The sequence below is a fragment of the uncultured Paracoccus sp. genome, assembly GCF_937873615.1.
Classification (GTDB): domain Bacteria; phylum Pseudomonadota; class Alphaproteobacteria; order Rhodobacterales; family Rhodobacteraceae; genus Paracoccus.
Genome location: NZ_CALMYP010000052.1, coordinates 123208 through 139580 on the forward strand (window position 1 = coordinate 123208; position 16373 = coordinate 139580).

The window sequence follows — 16373 nt, forward strand, 5'->3', positions numbered from 1 at the left end:
GGGGTCCTCAATGGGCGACGGCGGCGGCGGCGGCCTCGTCGATCAGGCGGCCGGTACGGAAGCGCTCCATGGTGAAGGGCGCGTTGATCGGGTGGGGCTCGTCCTTGGCGATGGTCCAGGCGAAGGTGTGGGCCGCGCCCGGCGTGGCCTTGAAGCCGCCCGTCCCCCAGCCGCAATTGACGTAAAGCCCCGCCACCGGGGTTTTCGAGATGATGGCCGAACGATCCGGCGTCACATCGACGATCCCGCCCCATTTGCGCAGCATCCGCATCCGGTTGAAGATCGGGAAGATCTCGCAGATCGCCGCGACGGTATGTTCGATCAGCGGCAACCCGCCGCGCTGGCTGTAGCTGGTATATTGGTCGGTGCCCGATCCGATCACCAACTCGCCCTTGTCGGACTGGCTGATATAGGCGTGGACGGTGTTCGACATGACCACGCAGGGGAAGACCGGCTTCACCGGCTCGCTGACAAGCGCCTGCAGGGGATAGCTTTCCAGCGGCAGGCGCACATCGGCGGTCTGCATCACCACCGAGGTATGCCCGGCCGCCGAAACCCCGACCTTCTTCGCCCTGATGAAGCCTTTGCCGGTCTCAACCCCCGCAACCGAGCCGTCGGGATTGCGCCGGATCGCCGTCACCGGGCAGTTCTGGATGATATCGACGCCCCGCGCCGCCGCACCCCGCGCATAGCCCCAGGCCACCGCGTCATGGCGCGCGGTGCCGGCGCGTTCCTGCAGCGCGCCGCCCAAGACCGGATGGCGGGCATCGGGCGCGATGTTCAGGGGCGGGCAATAGGCCTTGCATTCCGCAGGCGTCAGCCAGCGATTGTCGACGCCGTTCAGCCGGTTGGCGTGGATATGGCGGGTGAAGCTTTGCACGTCATGGACATTATGGGCCAGCATCAGCACGCCGCGCCGGGAATACATGACGTTGTAGTTCAGCTCCTGACTCAGCCCCTCCCACAGATCGACGGAATGATCGTAAAGCCGCGCGCTTTCGTCATAGAGATAGTTCGAGCGGATGATGGTGGTATTGCGTCCGGTATTGCCGCCGCCGAGCCAGCCCTTCTCGATCACCGCGATATTGGTGATGCCGTGTTCCTTGGCCAGATAATAGGCCGCGCCGAGGCCATGGCCGCCGGCACCGACGATGATCACATCGTATTCCGCCTTGGGCTGGCTGTCCGGCCATTGTTCGGTCCAGTTCCTGTTGCCGGTAACGGCATTGGTCAGCAGGCTGAGGGCATTGAAGCGGGTCATGGCGGCTTTCCCGGAATCCGAAGGCTCAATCCGATCAGAATGCCCGAGAGGTCATCGGCGCACATGGATATTTGCGCCAAATTCATGTTATGATTGCGCCATGAACATGCGTCCGCAAAGCCCTTCCCCCAGCCTGCGCGTCGGCTTCCTGCTGGCGCCGCGATTCACGCTGTCGGCCTTCGGGAATTTCGTCGACGTGCTGCGCCTCGCCGCCGACGAGGGCGACCGCTCGCGCCCGATCCGCTGCTCATGGAGCGTTCTCGGCGCGACCTGGGAACCGGTGCGCTCCAGCTGCGGGATCGCCATCGCGCCCGGTGAGAAGCTGGGCGATCCGAGCCGCTTCGACTATATCGTCGTGGTCGGCGGGCTGGTCGGCGAGACCGAGCATCCGGCGCCCGAATATATCCGCTTCCTGCATCGCGCGGCTGCCGCCGGGGTGCCCTTGATCGGCGTCTGCACCGGGGTTTTCGTGCTGCACCGCGCCGGGCTGATGGACGGCTATCGCTGCTGCGTCAGCTGGTTTCACCATGACGATTTTCTGGAACAGTTCGACGGGCTGCGGCCGATCTCGGATCGTATCTTCGTCGTCGACCGCGACCGGCTGACCTGTTCGGGCGGGGCCAGTTCGGCCCATCTGGCGGCCTATCTTGTGGACCGCCATATCGGCCGGGCGGCGGCGCAGAAATCGCTGCATATCATGATCATCGACGAGGCCATGGCCGCCGACGATCCACAGCCCGGCCTGCCGCTGGGGTTGAAGACCACGGACCCGCTGGTTCGCCGCGCGCTGCTGATCCTGCAACAGAACATGGAGGCCCCGCCCGGCGTGGCCGAGGTGGCGGTTCAATTGGGCGTCAGCCGACGCAAGCTGGAACGGCATTTCGCCGCCTCGCTCGGGGTTTCGCCGTCAGAGGCTTTTCTGCAGGTGCGGCTGGCGCAGGTCGAGATGTTGCTCACCCGCTCGGACCGGACAGTCAGCCGGATCGCCGCCGAAACCGGTTTCTGCGATGCCTCGCATCTGATCCGCGCCTTTCGGGAACGGACCGGCACCACGCCCGAGGTCTGGCGGCAAGCCGTCCTGGACAAACAGGGGTCAGGGCAGGGACCATCATTCATGCTGCGATGACGTAGCCACAAGCATATCCACCTTTGGCGGTTGGTCTCGTGGCAGAGGCTCATGCCACCCTCATGCGGCATGTCCTTGGCAATCTTTCCGCGACCAGGTGGCGATTGATCTTGGCCAGCAGGCCATTGCCGCGCCATCGGTAGAAATGGGAACGCCCGGTCCCGGTCATCGTGATTCCGTTCAGCCTCACACCTGAACGGAATCACAACCTGCTGAATTAATTCAGCTTGTATCCGATCAGGCGCTCAGATCCAGGCCTTGTCACGAAACACGTAATAGGGGATCTGATCGCGGGTGATACCCAGCTTTGCAAGCTCGGCGTCGGACTTGCTATACAGGGCCTGAACCTGATTTGCGCGCGACTGCGCTTCCATCACAAGTGTGAACCATTCGCCAATACGGGTGAAGAACCCTTTCGGCGTTTCAGCGAAAGTCGCATTGTCTTGGGTCAGTTGGACGGCCATTGGAAACCTCTTCAAAGTTGTGAACGGTTTCCTCCCATGCCTGAAAGTTAGGTTCTGGGTGCCAGCTTTGCCACCCTTTATTCTGCAATGCAGCATTGCACGAGGCGGGACGCCTGCATTGCGGATCTCGGCGTCATGCGGGCGTCGAATGCGCTTTCCCCCGAGGTTCGCGACGATTATACCGTTTGCGGCATTCATGACCGTGGAAGGGAAGAAGCATGGCCAATGTAGTGGTTGTCGGCGCGCAATGGGGCGACGAGGGCAAGGGCAAGATCGTCGACTGGCTGTCGGAGCGGGCCGAGATCATTGCCCGCTTCCAGGGCGGTCACAATGCCGGGCACACGCTGGTCATCGGCGGCAAGGTCTACAAGCTGAACGCGCTGCCCTCGGGCGTGGTGCGCGGCGGCAAGCTGTCGGTCATCGGCAATGGCGTCGTGCTGGACCCCTGGCATCTGGTCAAGGAAATCGCCGCGATCCGCGAACAGGGCGTCGATATCAGCCCCGAGACGCTGATGGTGGCCGAGAATACGCCCCTGATCATGCCCTTCCACGGCGAATTGGACCGCGCGCGCGAGGCGCAGAACAATGTCGCCCGCATCGGCACCACCGGGCGCGGCATCGGCCCCTGCTACGAGGACAAGGTCGGCCGCCGGGTGATCCGGGTCGCCGATCTGGGCGATGACGAGACGCTGCAACTACGCGTCGACCGGGCGCTTGTGCATCATAACGCGTTGCGCGCGGGCCTCGGTCTCGACCCGATCGACCGCGAGGCGGTGCTGAGCAGCCTGCGTGAGATCGCGCCCGAGATCCTGAAATACGCGGCCCCGGTCTGGAAGGTGATGAACGAGGCCCGGCGGGCCGGCAAGCGCATCCTTTTCGAAGGCGCGCAGGGCAGCCTGCTGGATATCGACTTCGGCACCTATCCCTATGTCACCTCCTCGACGGTGATCGCCGGGCAGGCGGCAGCCGGGACCGGGATGGGGCCGGGTTCCATCGACTTCGTGCTGGGCATCGTCAAGGCCTATACGACCCGTGTCGGCGAAGGCCCGTTCCCGACCGAGTTGCATGACGAGGACGGCCAGCGTCTGGGCGAGCGCGGCCATGAATTCGGCACCGTCACCGGCCGCAAGCGCCGTTGCGGCTGGTTCGACGCGGTGCTGGTGCGCCAGACCTGCGCGATTTCCGGCGTGAACGGCATCGCGCTGACCAAGCTGGATGTGCTGGACGGGTTCGAGACGTTGAAGATCTGCGTCGGCTACGAGATCGACGGCCAGGTCTATGACTATCTGCCGACCGCCGCCGCCCTGCAGGCCAAGGTGACGCCGGTCTACGAGGAAATGCCGGGCTGGTCCGAATCCACCGCCGGCGCGCGAAGCTGGGCCGATCTGCCTGCCGAGGCGATCAAATATGTCCGCCGCGTCGAGGAATTGATCCAGTGCCCGGTGGCGCTGCTTTCGACCTCGCCCGAGCGGGACGACACCATCCTCGTGACCGATCCCTTCGCGGATTGACGACATGGACCTGAAGACCCGCAAACGCCTGTCGCTGCTGATCCTTTTGCTGGGGCTGCCGGGCTATCTGGTTGCCGCCTGGATGCTGCTGGCCTGGATCGACGACACCTGGGGCCGGCTGCCGATCTGGGGCGAGTTTCTGGTTGTCGTGGCGCTCGGCGTGGCCTGGATCCTGCCCTTCAAGCGCATCTTCACCGGCATCGGCAAGGGCGAAGAGTGAGCGCCAGCCCCAAGGGTGTGACGCTGATCGGTGGCGGCGCGGTCACGGCGGAGGACCTGTCGCTGGCGCTGTCTCTGGCCCCGGTTCTGGTGGCGGCGGATGGCGGGGCGGATGCGGCCATCGCGCTCGGTCATCTGCCGGATCGGGCCATCGGCGATTTCGATTCGATCTCCGAATCGGCACGGGCCGCACTCGGGCCGTCGCGGCTGAGCCATGTGGCCGAACAGGACAGCACCGATTTCGCCAAGGCGCTCAGCCGGATTTCAGCCCCTTTCGTTCTCGCCGTGGGCTTTTCGGGCCGGCGGCTGGATCACACGCTGGCGGCGCTGAACGTGATGATCCGCCATCCCGACCCGCCCTGCATCATGCTGGCGGCCGAGGATATCGTGTTTCGCGCGCCGTCCCGTCTGGCGCTGCCGCTTGCGCCCGGCACCCGGGTTTCGCTGTTCCCGATGGGCGCGGCGCGGGGGCGCAGCAGCGGGCTTCGCTGGCCCATCGACGGGATCGAGTTTGCCCCCGATGGTCGCGTCGGCACCTCGAACCAGGCGCTCGGCGCGGTCTCGATGCAGATCGAGGGACCGATGATGGTGATGCTGCCGCGCGATTGCCTGGGGCTGGCGCTGGCGGCGATTACCGGTCCCAGGTCCGGCTGAGCACCGACATCCAGTTCTTCCAGGCGATCTTCTCGATCAGCTCCGCGCCATAGCCATGGGCGGCCATCGCGTCCAGAAAGCCGGGCAGGGCGGCTGCATCGGGCAGGTCCGAAGGCATCAGCGCCCCGTCGAAATCCGAACCGAGGGCCACGCCGTCCTCTCCCAGCCGGTCCAGCAGGTGATCGAGATGGCGCAGATAGGGGTCAAAGCCCGCAAAGGGCAGGCGGCGCCCGTCGGGCCGGGTGAAGCCGGCGGCGAAGTTCAGCCCGACCAGCCCTTTCGTCGCGGCGATCACCTCAAGCTGCGCATCGGTCAGGTTGCGGGTCGAGGCCGCCACCGCATGCGCGCCGGAATGGGTCGAGACCAGCGGTGCCGCGCTGATCTTCGCCACGTCCTCGATGCCCTTCGCGTTCAGATGGGCCAGATCGACGAGGATGCGCAGGCGGTCGCATTCGGCGATCAGCGCCTTGCCGGCTTCGGTCAGGCCGGGGCCGGTATCGGGATCGGCGGGGAATTCGAAAGGCACGCCGTAACCATGGACATTGGCGCGCGACCAGACCGGCCCCAGAGAGCGCAAGCCGGCCCGGTGCCAGACATGCAGCATGTCGGGATCGGCAATGCCCTCGGCCCCTTCCATATGCAGGATGGCGGCGATGCGGCCTGCCTCTTTCGCGGCCATGATTTCCCCGACGCTGCGGCAGATGGACAGCGTTCCGGTCCGTTCCAGCGCGTCCAGACGACCGGCGAGGCGCATCATGTGCTCGGTCGCGGCACTGGTGTCGATGGGGCCTGCCAGCGGCACCGCATAGGGCGGGCTTTCCTGCCGCGCCTTCCAGTCGATCCCGTCGCCATCGGGGGGCGAGGGCGCCCAGAGCGCGAAGAACCCGCCGAAGATCCCGCCCGCCCGCAGGCGCGGCAGGTCGATATGGCCGCTGCCGTCGCCAATCGTCCAGATCGCCAGCGGATCGGCGCCGTTGGCGAGCAGACGCTGCAGAAAATCGTTATGGCCGTCGAAAACGGGAATCATGGCGGGCTCCTTCTTGGCGCGGCCATCCTGCGGCCGGCGCGCAGCACTCGCAAGCCACTTTGCCACCGCGCCGATCCGTGGCAGGCTGTCACCGGAACGCCAAGCCAGGGAGGGACAGATGCCCCAGATTCGCAAGGATTTCGACGGTCAGACCGTCATCACCACCTTCGAGGTCACGCCGGGCACCGCCCATGACCTGCTGGAGGCGCTGACCGCCGCCTGGGACGAGGTGATCAGCAAGCAGCCGGGCTTCCTTGGCGGCGCCGTGCATCTGAACGATGCCCAGACCCGCATCGCCACCTATTCGCAATGGCAGGCGCGGGGCGATTACCAGGCCATGCTGCGCACGACCGAGATGCGCGCCCGCAACCGGGTCATCAACCAGCTCTGCCGCAGCTTCGAGCCGGTCATGTATGAGGTGCTTTCCGTCTTCGAGCCATGATGCAGGCGCAGAATCACCGTGCAATTGCGGCATGGCCTCGCTAGGATCGCGGAAATGCAACGATGGGGGCAGGCATGGCCGGACGCATCATCACCGTGGCCCAGCAGAAGGGCGGCTCTGGCAAGACCACGCTGGCGGCCAATCTGGCCGTGGCGCTGCGCCAGCGTGGCCTCAGCGTGGCGCTGATCGACACCGATCCGCAGGGCAGCCTTGGCCGCTGGTTCATCGAGCGGATGGAGCGTTTCGGCGAGGATGAGGATCTGGAGTTCTCGACCTCTTCGGCCTGGGGGGCGTCTTACGAAAGCGAGAAGCTGAAGAAGCGCTTCGATATGGTCATCATCGACACGCCGCCGAAGATCGACAGCGACCTGCGCCCGGCGCTCAGGGTGGCCGATCTGGTGCTGGTGCCGGTGGCATCCAGTCAGGTCGATCTCTGGGCCACGGAAGGGGTTCTGGACCTTGCCCGGCGCGAGAAAGCGCCGGTTCTGGTGGTGCTGAACCGGGCCCGGCCGAACACGCGCCTTGGGGCAGAGGTGGCACAGAACGCGACCGATCTGGGCGCAACGCTGGCCGGGACCCAGATCGGCAACCGCGTCGCCTATGCCGAGACCCTGGGCCAGGGCCTGACCGTCAGCGAGCGCAGCGATGCAAGGCCCGCACGCGTCGAGATGGACAGCCTGACCGAAGAGGTCCTGCAGCTTTGGGCGTGATACCGCGCGTCGGACCGCATCGGATTTTGCGTTTTTCTGTCGTTTCCTGTTCACTGGTCGTGTGATCGCCGGCCACGGCGACGTGGCCGGAACGATTCGCGCTTCACTGACGATATTGGAGAAAAGCCATGAATTACGCCCGTAAATCCGGCCTGATGCTGACGCTCTTCGCCCCGCTGGCCCTTGTGGCCTGCGCGACAGGCTCCGAAACCGAGATCGTGACCGAAGACCCTTCCGTGGCGACGCCAGAGGCCGTGGATGCCGCCGATGCCTGCGGCGCCGCGAATTATCAGCAATATGTGGGCGAAAAATCGCCGACCATCATGCTGCCCGCCGGCACCGTCTTCCGCCATTACCGGACCGGCGATGCGGTTGCGATGGACCTCGTTCCGACGCGGCTCAATTTCGAATATGACCGTAGCGGTAATCTGGTGAAGGTCAGTTGCGGCTGATCCCGGAAGGGCGGCCCCTGCGGCCGCCCGTTCCAGAAGGACGACCCATGCGCCCCATTCCATTGTTGATGTCCCTGGGCCTTCTGGCCGCCTGCACAGCGCCCAATACCGGCCCCGGCTTCCCCAATCGCTGCGGTCCCGAATTTGGCGTCATGATTGGCCGCAATATCGGCGAGTTCACCCTGCCGAGGGGCCTGCCTTACCGCATCGCCCAGCCCGGCGCCCAACTGACCGAGGATCACAACCCCGACCGCCTGAACATCTTCGTTGATGACAAGGGCTGGATCCAGAAGGTCGAGTGCTGGTAGCGCCCTTGCTGCCCGAAGGCGGCAGGTCTTTGGGGATGGTTCGCGGGACCTAACGCCGCCGTTTCGAGCGCTTGTTGCCGCCGCGCTGACCCGCGCGCCCGGCGCTTGAGCGGCCCGAGGCGCGGACTGCATCCTCGGCCGCAGCCTCTACCGCCGATTGCCGCGCCAGCGGATCGTCCGAAACCGCCAGTTCCACGGCTTCCAGCCGCTTCACCTCGTCGCGCAGCCGGGCCGCCTCTTCGAATTCCAGATTCTCGGCGGCCTTGCGCATCTGCGCGCGCAGCCCGTCCAGATGCGCGGCAAGGTTTGCGCCGACCATCGGCTTGTCGATCTTCGTGGTGATCCGCGACTGGTCGGTATCGCCCTGCCAGAGGCCGGCCAGCACATCCTCGACATTCTTGCGCACGGTCTGGGGGGTGATGCCGTGCTCCTCGTTATAGGCCATCTGCTTGGCCCGCCGGCGATCCGTCTCGGCAATGGCGCGTTCCATGCTGCCCGTCATGTGATCGGCATAAAGGATCACCCGCCCATCGGCATTGCGCGCCGCCCGCCCGATGGTCTGGATCAGCGAGGTCTCGGAGCGCAGGAAGCCTTCCTTGTCTGCATCGAGGATCGCCACCAGCCCGCATTCGGGAATATCGAGGCCTTCGCGCAACAGGTTGATGCCGACCAGCACGTCGAACGCCCCCAGTCGCAGGTCACGCAGGATCTCGATCCGCTCGATCGTGTCGATGTCGGAATGCATATAGCGGACCTTGATGCCCTGCTCGTGCAGGTATTCGGTCAGGTCCTCGGCCATGCGCTTGGTCAGGGTGGTGACCAGCGTGCGATAGCCCTGCGCATTGACGCGCCGAACCTCGTCCAGCAGATCGTCGACCTGCATTTCCACCGGCCGGATCTCGACCTGCGGGTCCAGAAGGCCGGTCGGGCGGATGACCTGTTCGGTGAAGACGCCGCCGGTCTGGTCCAACTCCCATTCCTTCGGCGTGGCGGAGACGAAGACGGATTGGGTGCGCATCGCGTCCCATTCCTCGAACTTGAGGGGCCGGTTGTCCATGCAGGAGGGCAGCCGGAAGCCGTGTTCCGACAGCGTGAACTTGCGCCGATAGTCGCCCCGATACATGCCACCGATCTGCGGCACCGAAACGTGGGATTCGTCTGCGAAAACAATGGCGTTATCCGGGATGAACTCGAAAAGCGTCGGCGGCGGTTCGCCCGGTGCGCGCCCGGTCAGGTAACGCGAATAGTTCTCGATCCCGTTGCAGACCCCGGTCGCCTCCAGCATCTCCAGATCGAAATTCGTCCGCTGTTCCAGCCGCTGCGCTTCCAGCAGCTTGCCTTCGTCGTTCAACTGCGCCAGTCTTACACGAAGTTCTTCCTTTATCCCTTTGATTGCCTGCTGCAAAGTCGGGCGCGGGGTAACGTAATGGCTGTTCGCATAGATGCGGATCTGCTTGAACTCGTCGGTCTTCGCCCCGGTCAGCGGGTCGAATTCGGTGATCTTCTCAAGCTCCGGCCCGAAGAAATCGAAGCGCCATGCCCGATCCTCAAGGTGGGCCGGCCAGACCTCGACCACGTCGCCGCGCACCCGGAAGCCGCCGCGCTGGAAGGCGGCATCGAGGCGGCGATATTGCTGCGCCACCAATTGGCCGATGAATTCCCGCTGATCGTACATCTGGCCGACCACCATGTCCTGGGTCATGGCCGAATAGGTCTCGACCGAGCCGATGCCATAGATGCAGGAGACCGAGGCCACGATGATCACATCGTCACGCTCCAACAGCGCCCGCGTGGCCGAGTGGCGCATCCGGTCGATGGCCTCGTTGATCTGGGATTCCTTCTCGATATAGGTGTCCGAGCGGGGCACATAGGCCTCGGGCTGGTAGTAATCGTAGTAGGAGACGAAATATTCTACCGCATTATCTGGGAAGAAGCCCTTGAATTCGCCGTATAATTGCGCGGCCAGTGTCTTGTTCGGGGCCAGGATGATGGCGGGCCTCTGGGTTTCTTCGATCACCTTGGCCATGGTGAAGGTCTTGCCGGTGCCGGTCGCGCCCAGCAGGACCTGATCGCGCTCGCCGTCGCGGACGCCCTGCGACAACTCGGCGATGGCGGTGGGCTGATCGCCTGCCGGGGCGAAATCCGAATGCATGACGAAGCGCCGCCCGCCTTCCAGCTTGGGGCGGGTGACTTCGGGAAATCGCTCGACCGGCGCGCCGGTATTGTTATGGCCCATGGTTTCACCTTTGTTCCGCAGCCCAATCTGGACATTCGGGGCCGGGATGCAAGGGCAGTTGGCGTGGATCGGGATCATCCTGCGCCTGCGCGGGCGTTTTCCTGCGCGGCACGGCCTTGATCCCCGGACCGGCTTGGTCGATAACATGCAGACGAACCAGCTTTGGAAGTGATCCGCCATGCGTGTCCGCATCTATCAGCCCGCCCGCAACGCCATGCAATCCGGCACCGCCCGTACGCGGCAATGGGTGCTCGAATATCCGCAGGCGGATGCGCGCGACATCGACCCGCTGATGGGTTGGACCAGTTCCGACGATACGCAGGCACAGGTTCGGTTGCGCTTTGCGACCCGCGACGAGGCCGAGGCCTATGCCCGCGAAAATGGCCTCGATTACGTCGTGACAGAGCCGCACAAACGCGCGCAGAATGTCCGCCCCCGCGGCTATGGCGAGAATTTCGCCAATGACCGCTTCATGCCATGGACTCATTGACGGTTGCGGTCGAAGATCCGCTGAACGGCGATCTCGACCTGCTTTTTGAACGGCATTCGGCGCATTGCCATGCCGATACCCCACCGGAATCGATGCATATGATGGATCGCGCGGCGTTGAGCGGTCCCGGCCTGAGCTTATTGGTCCTGCGCAAGGGTGGCCAGCCGATTGCCATGGGCGCGTTGAAGACCCTCGGCGGCGGAGCGGTCGAACTGAAATCCATGCATGTCTTGCAGGAAGCACGGGGGAGCGGCGCGGCGCGGCGGATACTTGACAGTCTGGTGGCTGCGGCATGGGCCGAAGGTGCACAGCAGATCTGCCTGGAAACCGGATCGCAGCCGAGTTTCGCACCGGCCCGCGCGCTGTATTCCCGGGCTGGTTTCCAGGAATGCCCGCCCTTTGCGAATTACAGGTTTGATATCAATAGCGTTTTCATGAAGTTGAACAGGGCAGTATAAATTTCTGCTTGAATTGGATAGCGCAATTTAAACCAATCAGTTTAAATATTTGATATCTTGCAGGCGAAATACTTAATTTTTTGCTATTGTTAACAACTATACCTTGGCATAGGTCTCAACTCGTTCGTAGTAATGCGGACGTCCTTGGGCCTGCTTGCCCCGGTGTTGGTGTCAGTGATCTGTCCATGTCCTTTCTGGTGGATCGGTCCCGCTCCGATCAGCGGTCCGGTGTATTTGAAAGGATGTATATATGCCTGTTTATACTGGCACGACGGGTGACGATTCGATCCCCGGCTCCGACTCCAACGATACGATTATCGGCTATGCCGGTGATGACACCCTGCTCGGGCTAGGTGGCCATGACAGTATCGATGGCGGCGACGGTCACGATTTCATCGATGGGGGTACCAACAACGACGTCATCGACGGCGGATTGGGCGATGACACCATCGATGCCGGCTCTGGGGCCAATGTCGTCGATGCAGGCGAGGGTGATGATTCCGTACTCGGCGGGGACGGTGTAGACACCGTACTCGGCGGAATTGGTGATGACACCATCTACGGGATGAGTGGTCATGACAGTATTGATGCGGGGGACGGTCACGACTTCATCGACGGCGGTGCCAACAACGACCGCATCGACGGCGGATTGGGCAATGATACCATCTATGCCGGTTCTGGGGCCGACATCGTCACCGCAGGCGAGGGGACTGATTACGTTCTCGCCGGGGACGGCGCTGACACCGTACTCGGCGGAATTGGTGATGACACCATCTATGGGATGAGTGGTCACGACAGTATTGATGGGGGGGACGGTCACGACTTCATCGACGGGGGCACCAATAACGACGTCATCGACGGCGGATTGGGCGATGACACCATCAATGCCGGTTCTGGGGCCGATATCGTCACCGCAGGCGAGGGTGATGATTCCGTTCTCGCCGGGGACGGTGCTGACACCGTACTCGGCGGAATTGGTGATGACACCATCTATGGGATGACCGGTTACGACAGTATTGATGGGGGGGACGGTCACGACTTCATCGACGGCGGTGCCCACAACGATATCATTTCAGGTGGCGAAGGCATCGACACCATCTATGGCGATACCGGCAACGATTCTCTGTCAGGCGGGAATGGGGACGATTTCCTGTATGGCGGCATCGGCGCCGACAATATCACCGGGAACTCCGGGTCGGATTACATCGACGGCGGCGCCGGCGATGACACGCTGGAAGGTGGCTTCGGTGGTAATTCCGGCACGGTGCCGGAGAACGACACGATTGTCGGCGGTGCGGGAAATGACCGGATCACGGCGAATGTCGGCGACGATTCCATCGACGGTGGTATAGGCGACGATTACATCTCGACCAGCATTGGCGATGACATTGCCTATGGCGGTGACGGCAACGACTCCATCGGGGGCAATGTCGGTGCCGACACGCTCTATGGTGACGGCGGTAATGATGAGATAACCGGCGGTGCCGGCGACGACTATATCGAAGGGGGCACCGGCAACGACGACCTTCGCGGCGACAATGCCGGCAGTACGTCCAGCACGGTCGGCAACGATACGCTGGATGGTGGCACCGGTACGGATACGCTGTATGGTGGTTATGGCGATGACAGCCTTGAAGGCGGTGCCGGTGACGATACGATCTTTGGTCACTCCGGGCTCGATACGCTGTCCGGTGGGGCGGATGACGATCTGCTGGATGGCGGAAGTGACGCGGATATCAACACGGGCGGCGAGGGCTTCGATACCTTCATCGCCGGCGATCAGGACACCATCACGGATTTCAACACCGGCGCCGGGCAGAACTTCAACAACGGCAATATGGGTGCTGGAACCGGGCAGGACGATAACGATTTCGTCGACCTGAGCAGCTATTACAACTGGGCCAACCTGGCGACGTATAACAGCAGCCTCCCGGCCGGTGCGGATACCTATGCCACCCCGCTGGAATGGATGCAGGCCGATCAGGATGAGGACGGTATCCTGAACGAGGCGGGTATCACGCTGACCATCCAGAACGGCGGATATGCCGTGTCCGGCAGCGATCTGACCTGGGACAACACGAATGTCGTCTGTTTCGGTGCCGACGCGCTGATACGCACCGCAACCGGCGATGTTCCTGCCGGCGAACTGACCGTCGGCGATCTTGTCGAGACCCGCGATGCTGGTCTGCAGGCGATCCGCTGGATCGGTGTTCGGACGCTGGACGCCGCCAGGCTGACCCGCGATCCCAATCTGCGCCCGATCCGCATCCGCAAGGGCGCACTTGGGACGGGCCTGCCCGAGGCCGATCTGATCGTCTCGCCGCAGCACCGGATTCTGGTCCGCTCACGAATCGCGCAGAGGATGTTCGGGGCGATGGAGGTGCTGGTCGCCGCGCGTCAGCTTTGCCAGATCGAGGGCATTGACATTGCTGACGATATCGAAAGCGTGACCTATGTGCATTTCCTTTTCGATGCACATCAGATAGTGTTGGCGAACGGGGCAGAGACAGAATCGCTGTTCACCGGGGCCGAGGCGCTGAAATCCGTCGGGCCTGCGGCGTCGGCAGAGATCTTTGCAATCTTCCCTGAGCTCGCGGTTCCCGGATATGATCCGGTTGCCGTGCGCGAACTGGCTTCTGGTCGGATGGGCCGCAAACTTGTTGTGCGCCACGTGCAGAACCGAAAGCCGCTTCTCGCCTGAGTGAGGCAGGCAGAAAGCGCAAAGGGCCGGGGGACAACCCCGGCCTTTTTTATTGCCAAGCAGGGCGTTTTCGGACATCAACGCCGCCGTGCGGCCCCGTAGCTCAACTGGATAGAGCACGGACCTTCTAAGTCTGGGGTTGAGGGTTCAAGTCCTTCCGGGGTCGCCAATAATTGCTGGGGTTTGCGGGTCTGTTCCTGTCGGTTCGTTGAACCCGATGCGGCCCAGAAAACTCCAGCGAACTCGATGCCTTTCGCGGCCCGGCGATCTGGTTGTTGGGTAAGCGTCCGGTCTGACCGCTCTGCCGGGCTCTACTGGTGCCGGTTAGTGTCCACCAAGGATAGTGGACACTTATGGTGCTTGAATGACGCGTCGGACAAGGCGGCTCTGGACTACTGAGGAGAAGGCCGCCGCGGCCAAGGTGCTCGGCGCGACGGTCTAGCGCTACCGCGTGCATCTCATGCGCAACGCGCTGGCCTGCGTCGGCAGGAAGGACCGCCCGATCATCACCGACGCGTTCAGAACCGCCTTCGACCAGGATACGCTTGCGGCGTCGCAAGAGCACTCGTCCAAGCTGATCGACGCGTTCGAGCAGCGCCATCCCAGGCTCGCGGAACTGATGCGCCGCGCCGAAGACGATGTCTTGGCATACAAGAGCTTTCCCAGGGATCACTGGCCAAAGATACACTCAACGAACCCGCTTGGCCATCAACCTGCGCCAGCCACCACCGGGCTGCCTACACCACACGGATCGCGGCTCGCAATATTGCAGTCACGACTATCAGAAGCTCCTGCGCAAGCATCGCTTCGAGGTGTCGATGAGCGGCAAGGGCAATTGTTTCGACAATGCCGCCGTCGAGACCTTCTTCAAGACCCTCAAGGCCGAACTGGTCTGGCGTCGGAGTTGGGAAACCAGACGGCAGGTCGAATTGGCCTTGTTTGAATACATCAACTGACCTGCCCCCCGCGAAATCCCTCACCGTGATGTAGAGTCTGCGCCAACTCTGAAGGAGCAGACGAATGCGAAAGAGCCGTTTCACCGAGGCGCAGATAATCGGGATGATCAAGGAGCAGGAGGCGGGAATGCCGACCACGGAGGTGTGCCGTAGGCATGGCTTGAGCCCTGCGACGTTCTACAAGCTGAAGGCCAAGTATGGCGGGATGGAAGTGTCCGAGGCGGCCAGGTTGAAGGCACTCGAAGATGAGAACGCCAAGCTGAAGCGGCTGCTGGCGGATACCATGCTGGACAACGTGGTCCTGAAAGATCTGCTGGGAAAGAACTGACGACATTGGCGGTACGACTACAATACGGTCAGGCCGCATTCGTCCCTGGGCAACCAGACACCGCAGCAAGCGCGCCGAGCGCTTGAGCAATTTGAGGGCTCCGCGCCCGGCGCGCTTGCGCCAGACAGGGAAGCCGAATACCAAAATCCAAACTGCAGACTCTCGTTATGAATGAGGGACCGACAGGGGGCAGGTCACAACGGCTTCTACAATCCCAGACGGCGGCATATGCGAGCCGGTAGTCGCGCAGATCGGCGCTTGGCGTCAAGATCTCCAAGACTATGTCCGGTGTCCATGGAGACGCCGAATTGCCACGGTACAGAGAATCTATGCCCTGCGCTGCTTCGCGCGGGAGTATCGTGGGTTCACCCCAAAATGCGGCTGCAGCGGGAAGAAGCGGCCGGAGGGTCGCTGGACATCGAGCCATCCGGCCCCGGCGCGGTCGCGCGCGTAGAGGGCGAGCTTGCCGGTCGGCGGCGGCGCGGGAACGGCGCTCACCGCTGGGAGTACCACGGGTTCGGGCATCTCGACCCGGCCGCTGGTGCGGTCGATCCTCAGCGCCTCGTAGAAGGCCGAGCCGTCCGGGCTGACCTTGAAGCTGAAATCGTCGCTGCCCAGAAGTCCGATCAGCGCCCGGGCCGAAAAGCCGGTCTTGAAGGCGAAGGCAGCGTCGTTTCCGGCTGCGGCCTTGTTGACCGTTGCCTCGATTCCGGCGCCCGCGTTGTTCAGAAGGATCGCGGGCGTGTTGACCGAGAGCCGGTTGTAGCTGTCGGCCGTCGCCCCACCGAGGCCCAGAAGCTGGGCGGTCAGGTTCGCCTGGGGCATGCCGACCTGCGTCACGGCGTTGGCGAAGGTGACGGTCGCCGGGAGCGAAGGGCGGGTGGAAAGAGACGGTGGGCGTTCGGAGACCGATCTCGCGCGGCTGGCCAGTCTCCGAAGGGCGGATGGTGCCTGCAAACCCCTTTGGCACATAAAGAAAAAGGCCCCGCGAGGGACCTGTTTTCGGGTTTGCAATGTGCAAGTGGCGGAG

Annotated in this window: 15 protein-coding genes, 1 tRNA gene and 5 pseudogenes; 16 read left to right on the plus strand and 5 right to left on the minus strand. The window is 63.3% G+C overall.

The features are described 5' to 3' along the window. Positions 1 to 7 precede the first annotated feature (7 nt). The gene (locus tag Q0330_RS12350) at positions 8 to 1261 is read right to left on the minus strand and encodes a sarcosine oxidase subunit beta family protein (RefSeq protein ID WP_299479517.1); all 1254 of its coding nucleotides are present in this window, start codon (positions 1259 to 1261) and stop codon (positions 8 to 10) included. Positions 1262 to 1367: 106 nt separating this feature from the next. Here Q0330_RS12350 and Q0330_RS12355 point away from each other — a divergent pair, with 106 nt between their 5' ends. Beyond that, positions 1368 to 2387: a GlxA family transcriptional regulator gene (locus tag Q0330_RS12355; RefSeq protein WP_299479520.1), complete on the plus strand. Its 1020-nt coding sequence runs from the start codon at positions 1368 to 1370 to the stop codon at positions 2385 to 2387. 245 nt (positions 2388 to 2632) lie between these two features. Here Q0330_RS12355 and Q0330_RS12360 read toward each other — a convergent pair whose 3' ends face one another. Beyond that, positions 2633 to 2851, minus strand: coding sequence for a hypothetical protein (locus Q0330_RS12360; RefSeq protein WP_299479523.1), 219 nt, complete (start codon positions 2849 to 2851; stop codon positions 2633 to 2635). Positions 2852 to 3069: 218 nt separating this feature from the next. Between Q0330_RS12360 and Q0330_RS12365 the strand changes: the two genes are divergently transcribed. The 3 genes from Q0330_RS12365 to Q0330_RS12375 are packed head-to-tail and all read left to right on the plus strand — an operon-like array spanning position 3070 to position 5235. Beyond that, on the plus strand, positions 3070 to 4362 hold the full coding sequence (locus tag Q0330_RS12365) for an adenylosuccinate synthase (protein WP_299479526.1): 1293 nt from the start codon (positions 3070 to 3072) through the stop codon (positions 4360 to 4362). Positions 4363 to 4366: 4 nt separating this feature from the next. Beyond that, on the plus strand, positions 4367 to 4582 hold the full coding sequence (locus tag Q0330_RS12370) for a DUF2842 domain-containing protein (RefSeq protein ID WP_299479529.1): 216 nt from the start codon (positions 4367 to 4369) through the stop codon (positions 4580 to 4582). Next, entirely contained in the window at positions 4579 to 5235 is a 657-nt protein-coding gene (locus tag Q0330_RS12375) for a thiamine diphosphokinase (protein ID WP_299479532.1), read from the plus strand. Before Q0330_RS12370 ends, Q0330_RS12375 begins: the two co-directional genes overlap by 4 nt. Here Q0330_RS12375 and Q0330_RS12380 read toward each other — a convergent pair. Continuing rightward, entirely contained in the window at positions 5213 to 6262 is a 1050-nt protein-coding gene (locus Q0330_RS12380; protein ID WP_299479535.1) for a dipeptidase, read from the minus strand. The two genes, Q0330_RS12375 and Q0330_RS12380, sit on opposite strands and share 23 nt — an antisense overlap. Before the next feature lie 118 nt (positions 6263 to 6380). Between Q0330_RS12380 and Q0330_RS12385 the strand changes: the two genes are divergently transcribed. The 4 genes from Q0330_RS12385 (at position 6381) to Q0330_RS12400 (ending at position 8174) form a co-directional block, all read left to right on the plus strand. After that, positions 6381 to 6704: an antibiotic biosynthesis monooxygenase family protein gene (locus Q0330_RS12385; RefSeq protein ID WP_299479538.1), complete on the plus strand. Its 324-nt coding sequence runs from the start codon at positions 6381 to 6383 to the stop codon at positions 6702 to 6704. A gap of 74 nt (positions 6705 to 6778) precedes the next feature. Continuing rightward, the gene (parA, locus tag Q0330_RS12390) at positions 6779 to 7414 is read left to right on the plus strand and encodes a ParA family partition ATPase (protein ID WP_299479541.1); all 636 of its coding nucleotides are present in this window, start codon (positions 6779 to 6781) and stop codon (positions 7412 to 7414) included. 128 nt (positions 7415 to 7542) lie between these two features. Next, entirely contained in the window at positions 7543 to 7866 is a 324-nt protein-coding gene (locus Q0330_RS12395; RefSeq protein ID WP_299479544.1) for an I78 family peptidase inhibitor, read from the plus strand. A 47-nt stretch (positions 7867 to 7913) separates the two neighbouring features. Beyond that, entirely contained in the window at positions 7914 to 8174 is a 261-nt protein-coding gene (locus Q0330_RS12400) for an I78 family peptidase inhibitor (RefSeq protein ID WP_299479547.1), read from the plus strand. 49 nt (positions 8175 to 8223) lie between these two features. On the opposite strand, the gene uvrB is transcribed toward Q0330_RS12400, so the two are convergent. Continuing rightward, positions 8224 to 10410 carry an excinuclease ABC subunit UvrB gene (gene uvrB / locus Q0330_RS12405; RefSeq protein WP_299479550.1) on the minus strand — a complete coding sequence of 729 codons (2187 nt, stop codon included), beginning with the start codon at positions 10408 to 10410 and terminating at the stop codon, positions 8224 to 8226. A gap of 178 nt (positions 10411 to 10588) precedes the next feature. On the opposite strand from uvrB, the gene Q0330_RS12410 reads away from it, so the two are divergent. From Q0330_RS12410 to Q0330_RS12440, 8 genes and pseudogenes are all read left to right on the plus strand, one after another. Then, positions 10589 to 10900 carry an ETC complex I subunit gene (locus tag Q0330_RS12410; RefSeq protein WP_299479553.1) on the plus strand — a complete coding sequence of 104 codons (312 nt, stop codon included), beginning with the start codon at positions 10589 to 10591 and terminating at the stop codon, positions 10898 to 10900. Beyond that, positions 10888 to 11358, plus strand: coding sequence for a GNAT family N-acetyltransferase (locus Q0330_RS12415; protein ID WP_299479556.1), 471 nt, complete (start codon positions 10888 to 10890; stop codon positions 11356 to 11358). The genes Q0330_RS12410 and Q0330_RS12415 overlap by 13 nt, the downstream gene beginning before the upstream one ends. A gap of 250 nt (positions 11359 to 11608) precedes the next feature. Continuing rightward, on the plus strand, positions 11609 to 14059 hold the full coding sequence (locus tag Q0330_RS12420) for a Hint domain-containing protein (protein ID WP_299479559.1): 2451 nt from the start codon (positions 11609 to 11611) through the stop codon (positions 14057 to 14059). Positions 14060 to 14151: 92 nt separating this feature from the next. Next, positions 14152 to 14228 (plus strand) — tRNA-Arg (locus tag Q0330_RS12425). A gap of 291 nt (positions 14229 to 14519) precedes the next feature. Further along, positions 14520 to 14702: pseudogene (locus tag Q0330_RS19235) on the plus strand (transposase); the annotation flags it as partial. Positions 14703 to 14760: 58 nt separating this feature from the next. After that, positions 14761 to 15012, plus strand: a pseudogene (locus Q0330_RS12430) (DDE-type integrase/transposase/recombinase); the annotation flags it as partial. Positions 15013 to 15079: 67 nt separating this feature from the next. Beyond that, positions 15080 to 15337: pseudogene (locus tag Q0330_RS12435) on the plus strand (transposase); the annotation flags it as partial. A 12-nt stretch (positions 15338 to 15349) separates the two neighbouring features. Further along, positions 15350 to 15514, plus strand: a pseudogene (locus Q0330_RS12440) (integrase core domain-containing protein); the annotation flags it as partial. 192 nt (positions 15515 to 15706) lie between these two features. Here the strand turns inward: Q0330_RS12440 and Q0330_RS12445 are convergent. Further along, positions 15707 to 16204 (minus strand): annotated as a pseudogene (locus tag Q0330_RS12445) (DUF2793 domain-containing protein); the annotation flags it as partial. Positions 16205 to 16373: the final 169 nt, after the last annotated feature.

Excerpts from the sequence above, each read along its gene's own strand:
- Q0330_RS12420 (WP_299479559.1), top strand. The coding sequence starts at position 11,609 with ATGCCTGTTTATACTGGCACGACGGGTGACGATTCGATCCCCGGCTCC.
- Q0330_RS12350 (WP_299479517.1), bottom strand. The coding sequence starts at position 1,261 with ATGACCCGCTTCAATGCCCTCAGCCTGCTGACCAATGCCGTTACCGGC.
- Q0330_RS12400 (WP_299479547.1), top strand. The coding sequence starts at position 7,914 with ATGCGCCCCATTCCATTGTTGATGTCCCTGGGCCTTCTGGCCGCCTGC.
- Q0330_RS12355 (WP_299479520.1), top strand. The coding sequence starts at position 1,368 with ATGCGTCCGCAAAGCCCTTCCCCCAGCCTGCGCGTCGGCTTCCTGCTG.
- Q0330_RS12385 (WP_299479538.1), top strand. The coding sequence starts at position 6,381 with ATGCCCCAGATTCGCAAGGATTTCGACGGTCAGACCGTCATCACCACC.
- Q0330_RS12395 (WP_299479544.1), top strand. The coding sequence starts at position 7,543 with ATGAATTACGCCCGTAAATCCGGCCTGATGCTGACGCTCTTCGCCCCG.
- Q0330_RS12410 (WP_299479553.1), top strand. The coding sequence starts at position 10,589 with ATGCGTGTCCGCATCTATCAGCCCGCCCGCAACGCCATGCAATCCGGC.
- Q0330_RS12415 (WP_299479556.1), top strand. The coding sequence starts at position 10,888 with ATGGACTCATTGACGGTTGCGGTCGAAGATCCGCTGAACGGCGATCTC.
- Q0330_RS12380 (WP_299479535.1), bottom strand. The coding sequence starts at position 6,262 with ATGATTCCCGTTTTCGACGGCCATAACGATTTTCTGCAGCGTCTGCTC.
- Q0330_RS12365 (WP_299479526.1), top strand. The coding sequence starts at position 3,070 with ATGGCCAATGTAGTGGTTGTCGGCGCGCAATGGGGCGACGAGGGCAAG.
- parA (WP_299479541.1), top strand. The coding sequence starts at position 6,779 with ATGGCCGGACGCATCATCACCGTGGCCCAGCAGAAGGGCGGCTCTGGC.
- Q0330_RS12360 (WP_299479523.1), bottom strand. The coding sequence starts at position 2,851 with ATGGCCGTCCAACTGACCCAAGACAATGCGACTTTCGCTGAAACGCCG.
- uvrB (WP_299479550.1), bottom strand. The coding sequence starts at position 10,410 with ATGGGCCATAACAATACCGGCGCGCCGGTCGAGCGATTTCCCGAAGTC.
- Q0330_RS12370 (WP_299479529.1), top strand. The coding sequence starts at position 4,367 with ATGGACCTGAAGACCCGCAAACGCCTGTCGCTGCTGATCCTTTTGCTG.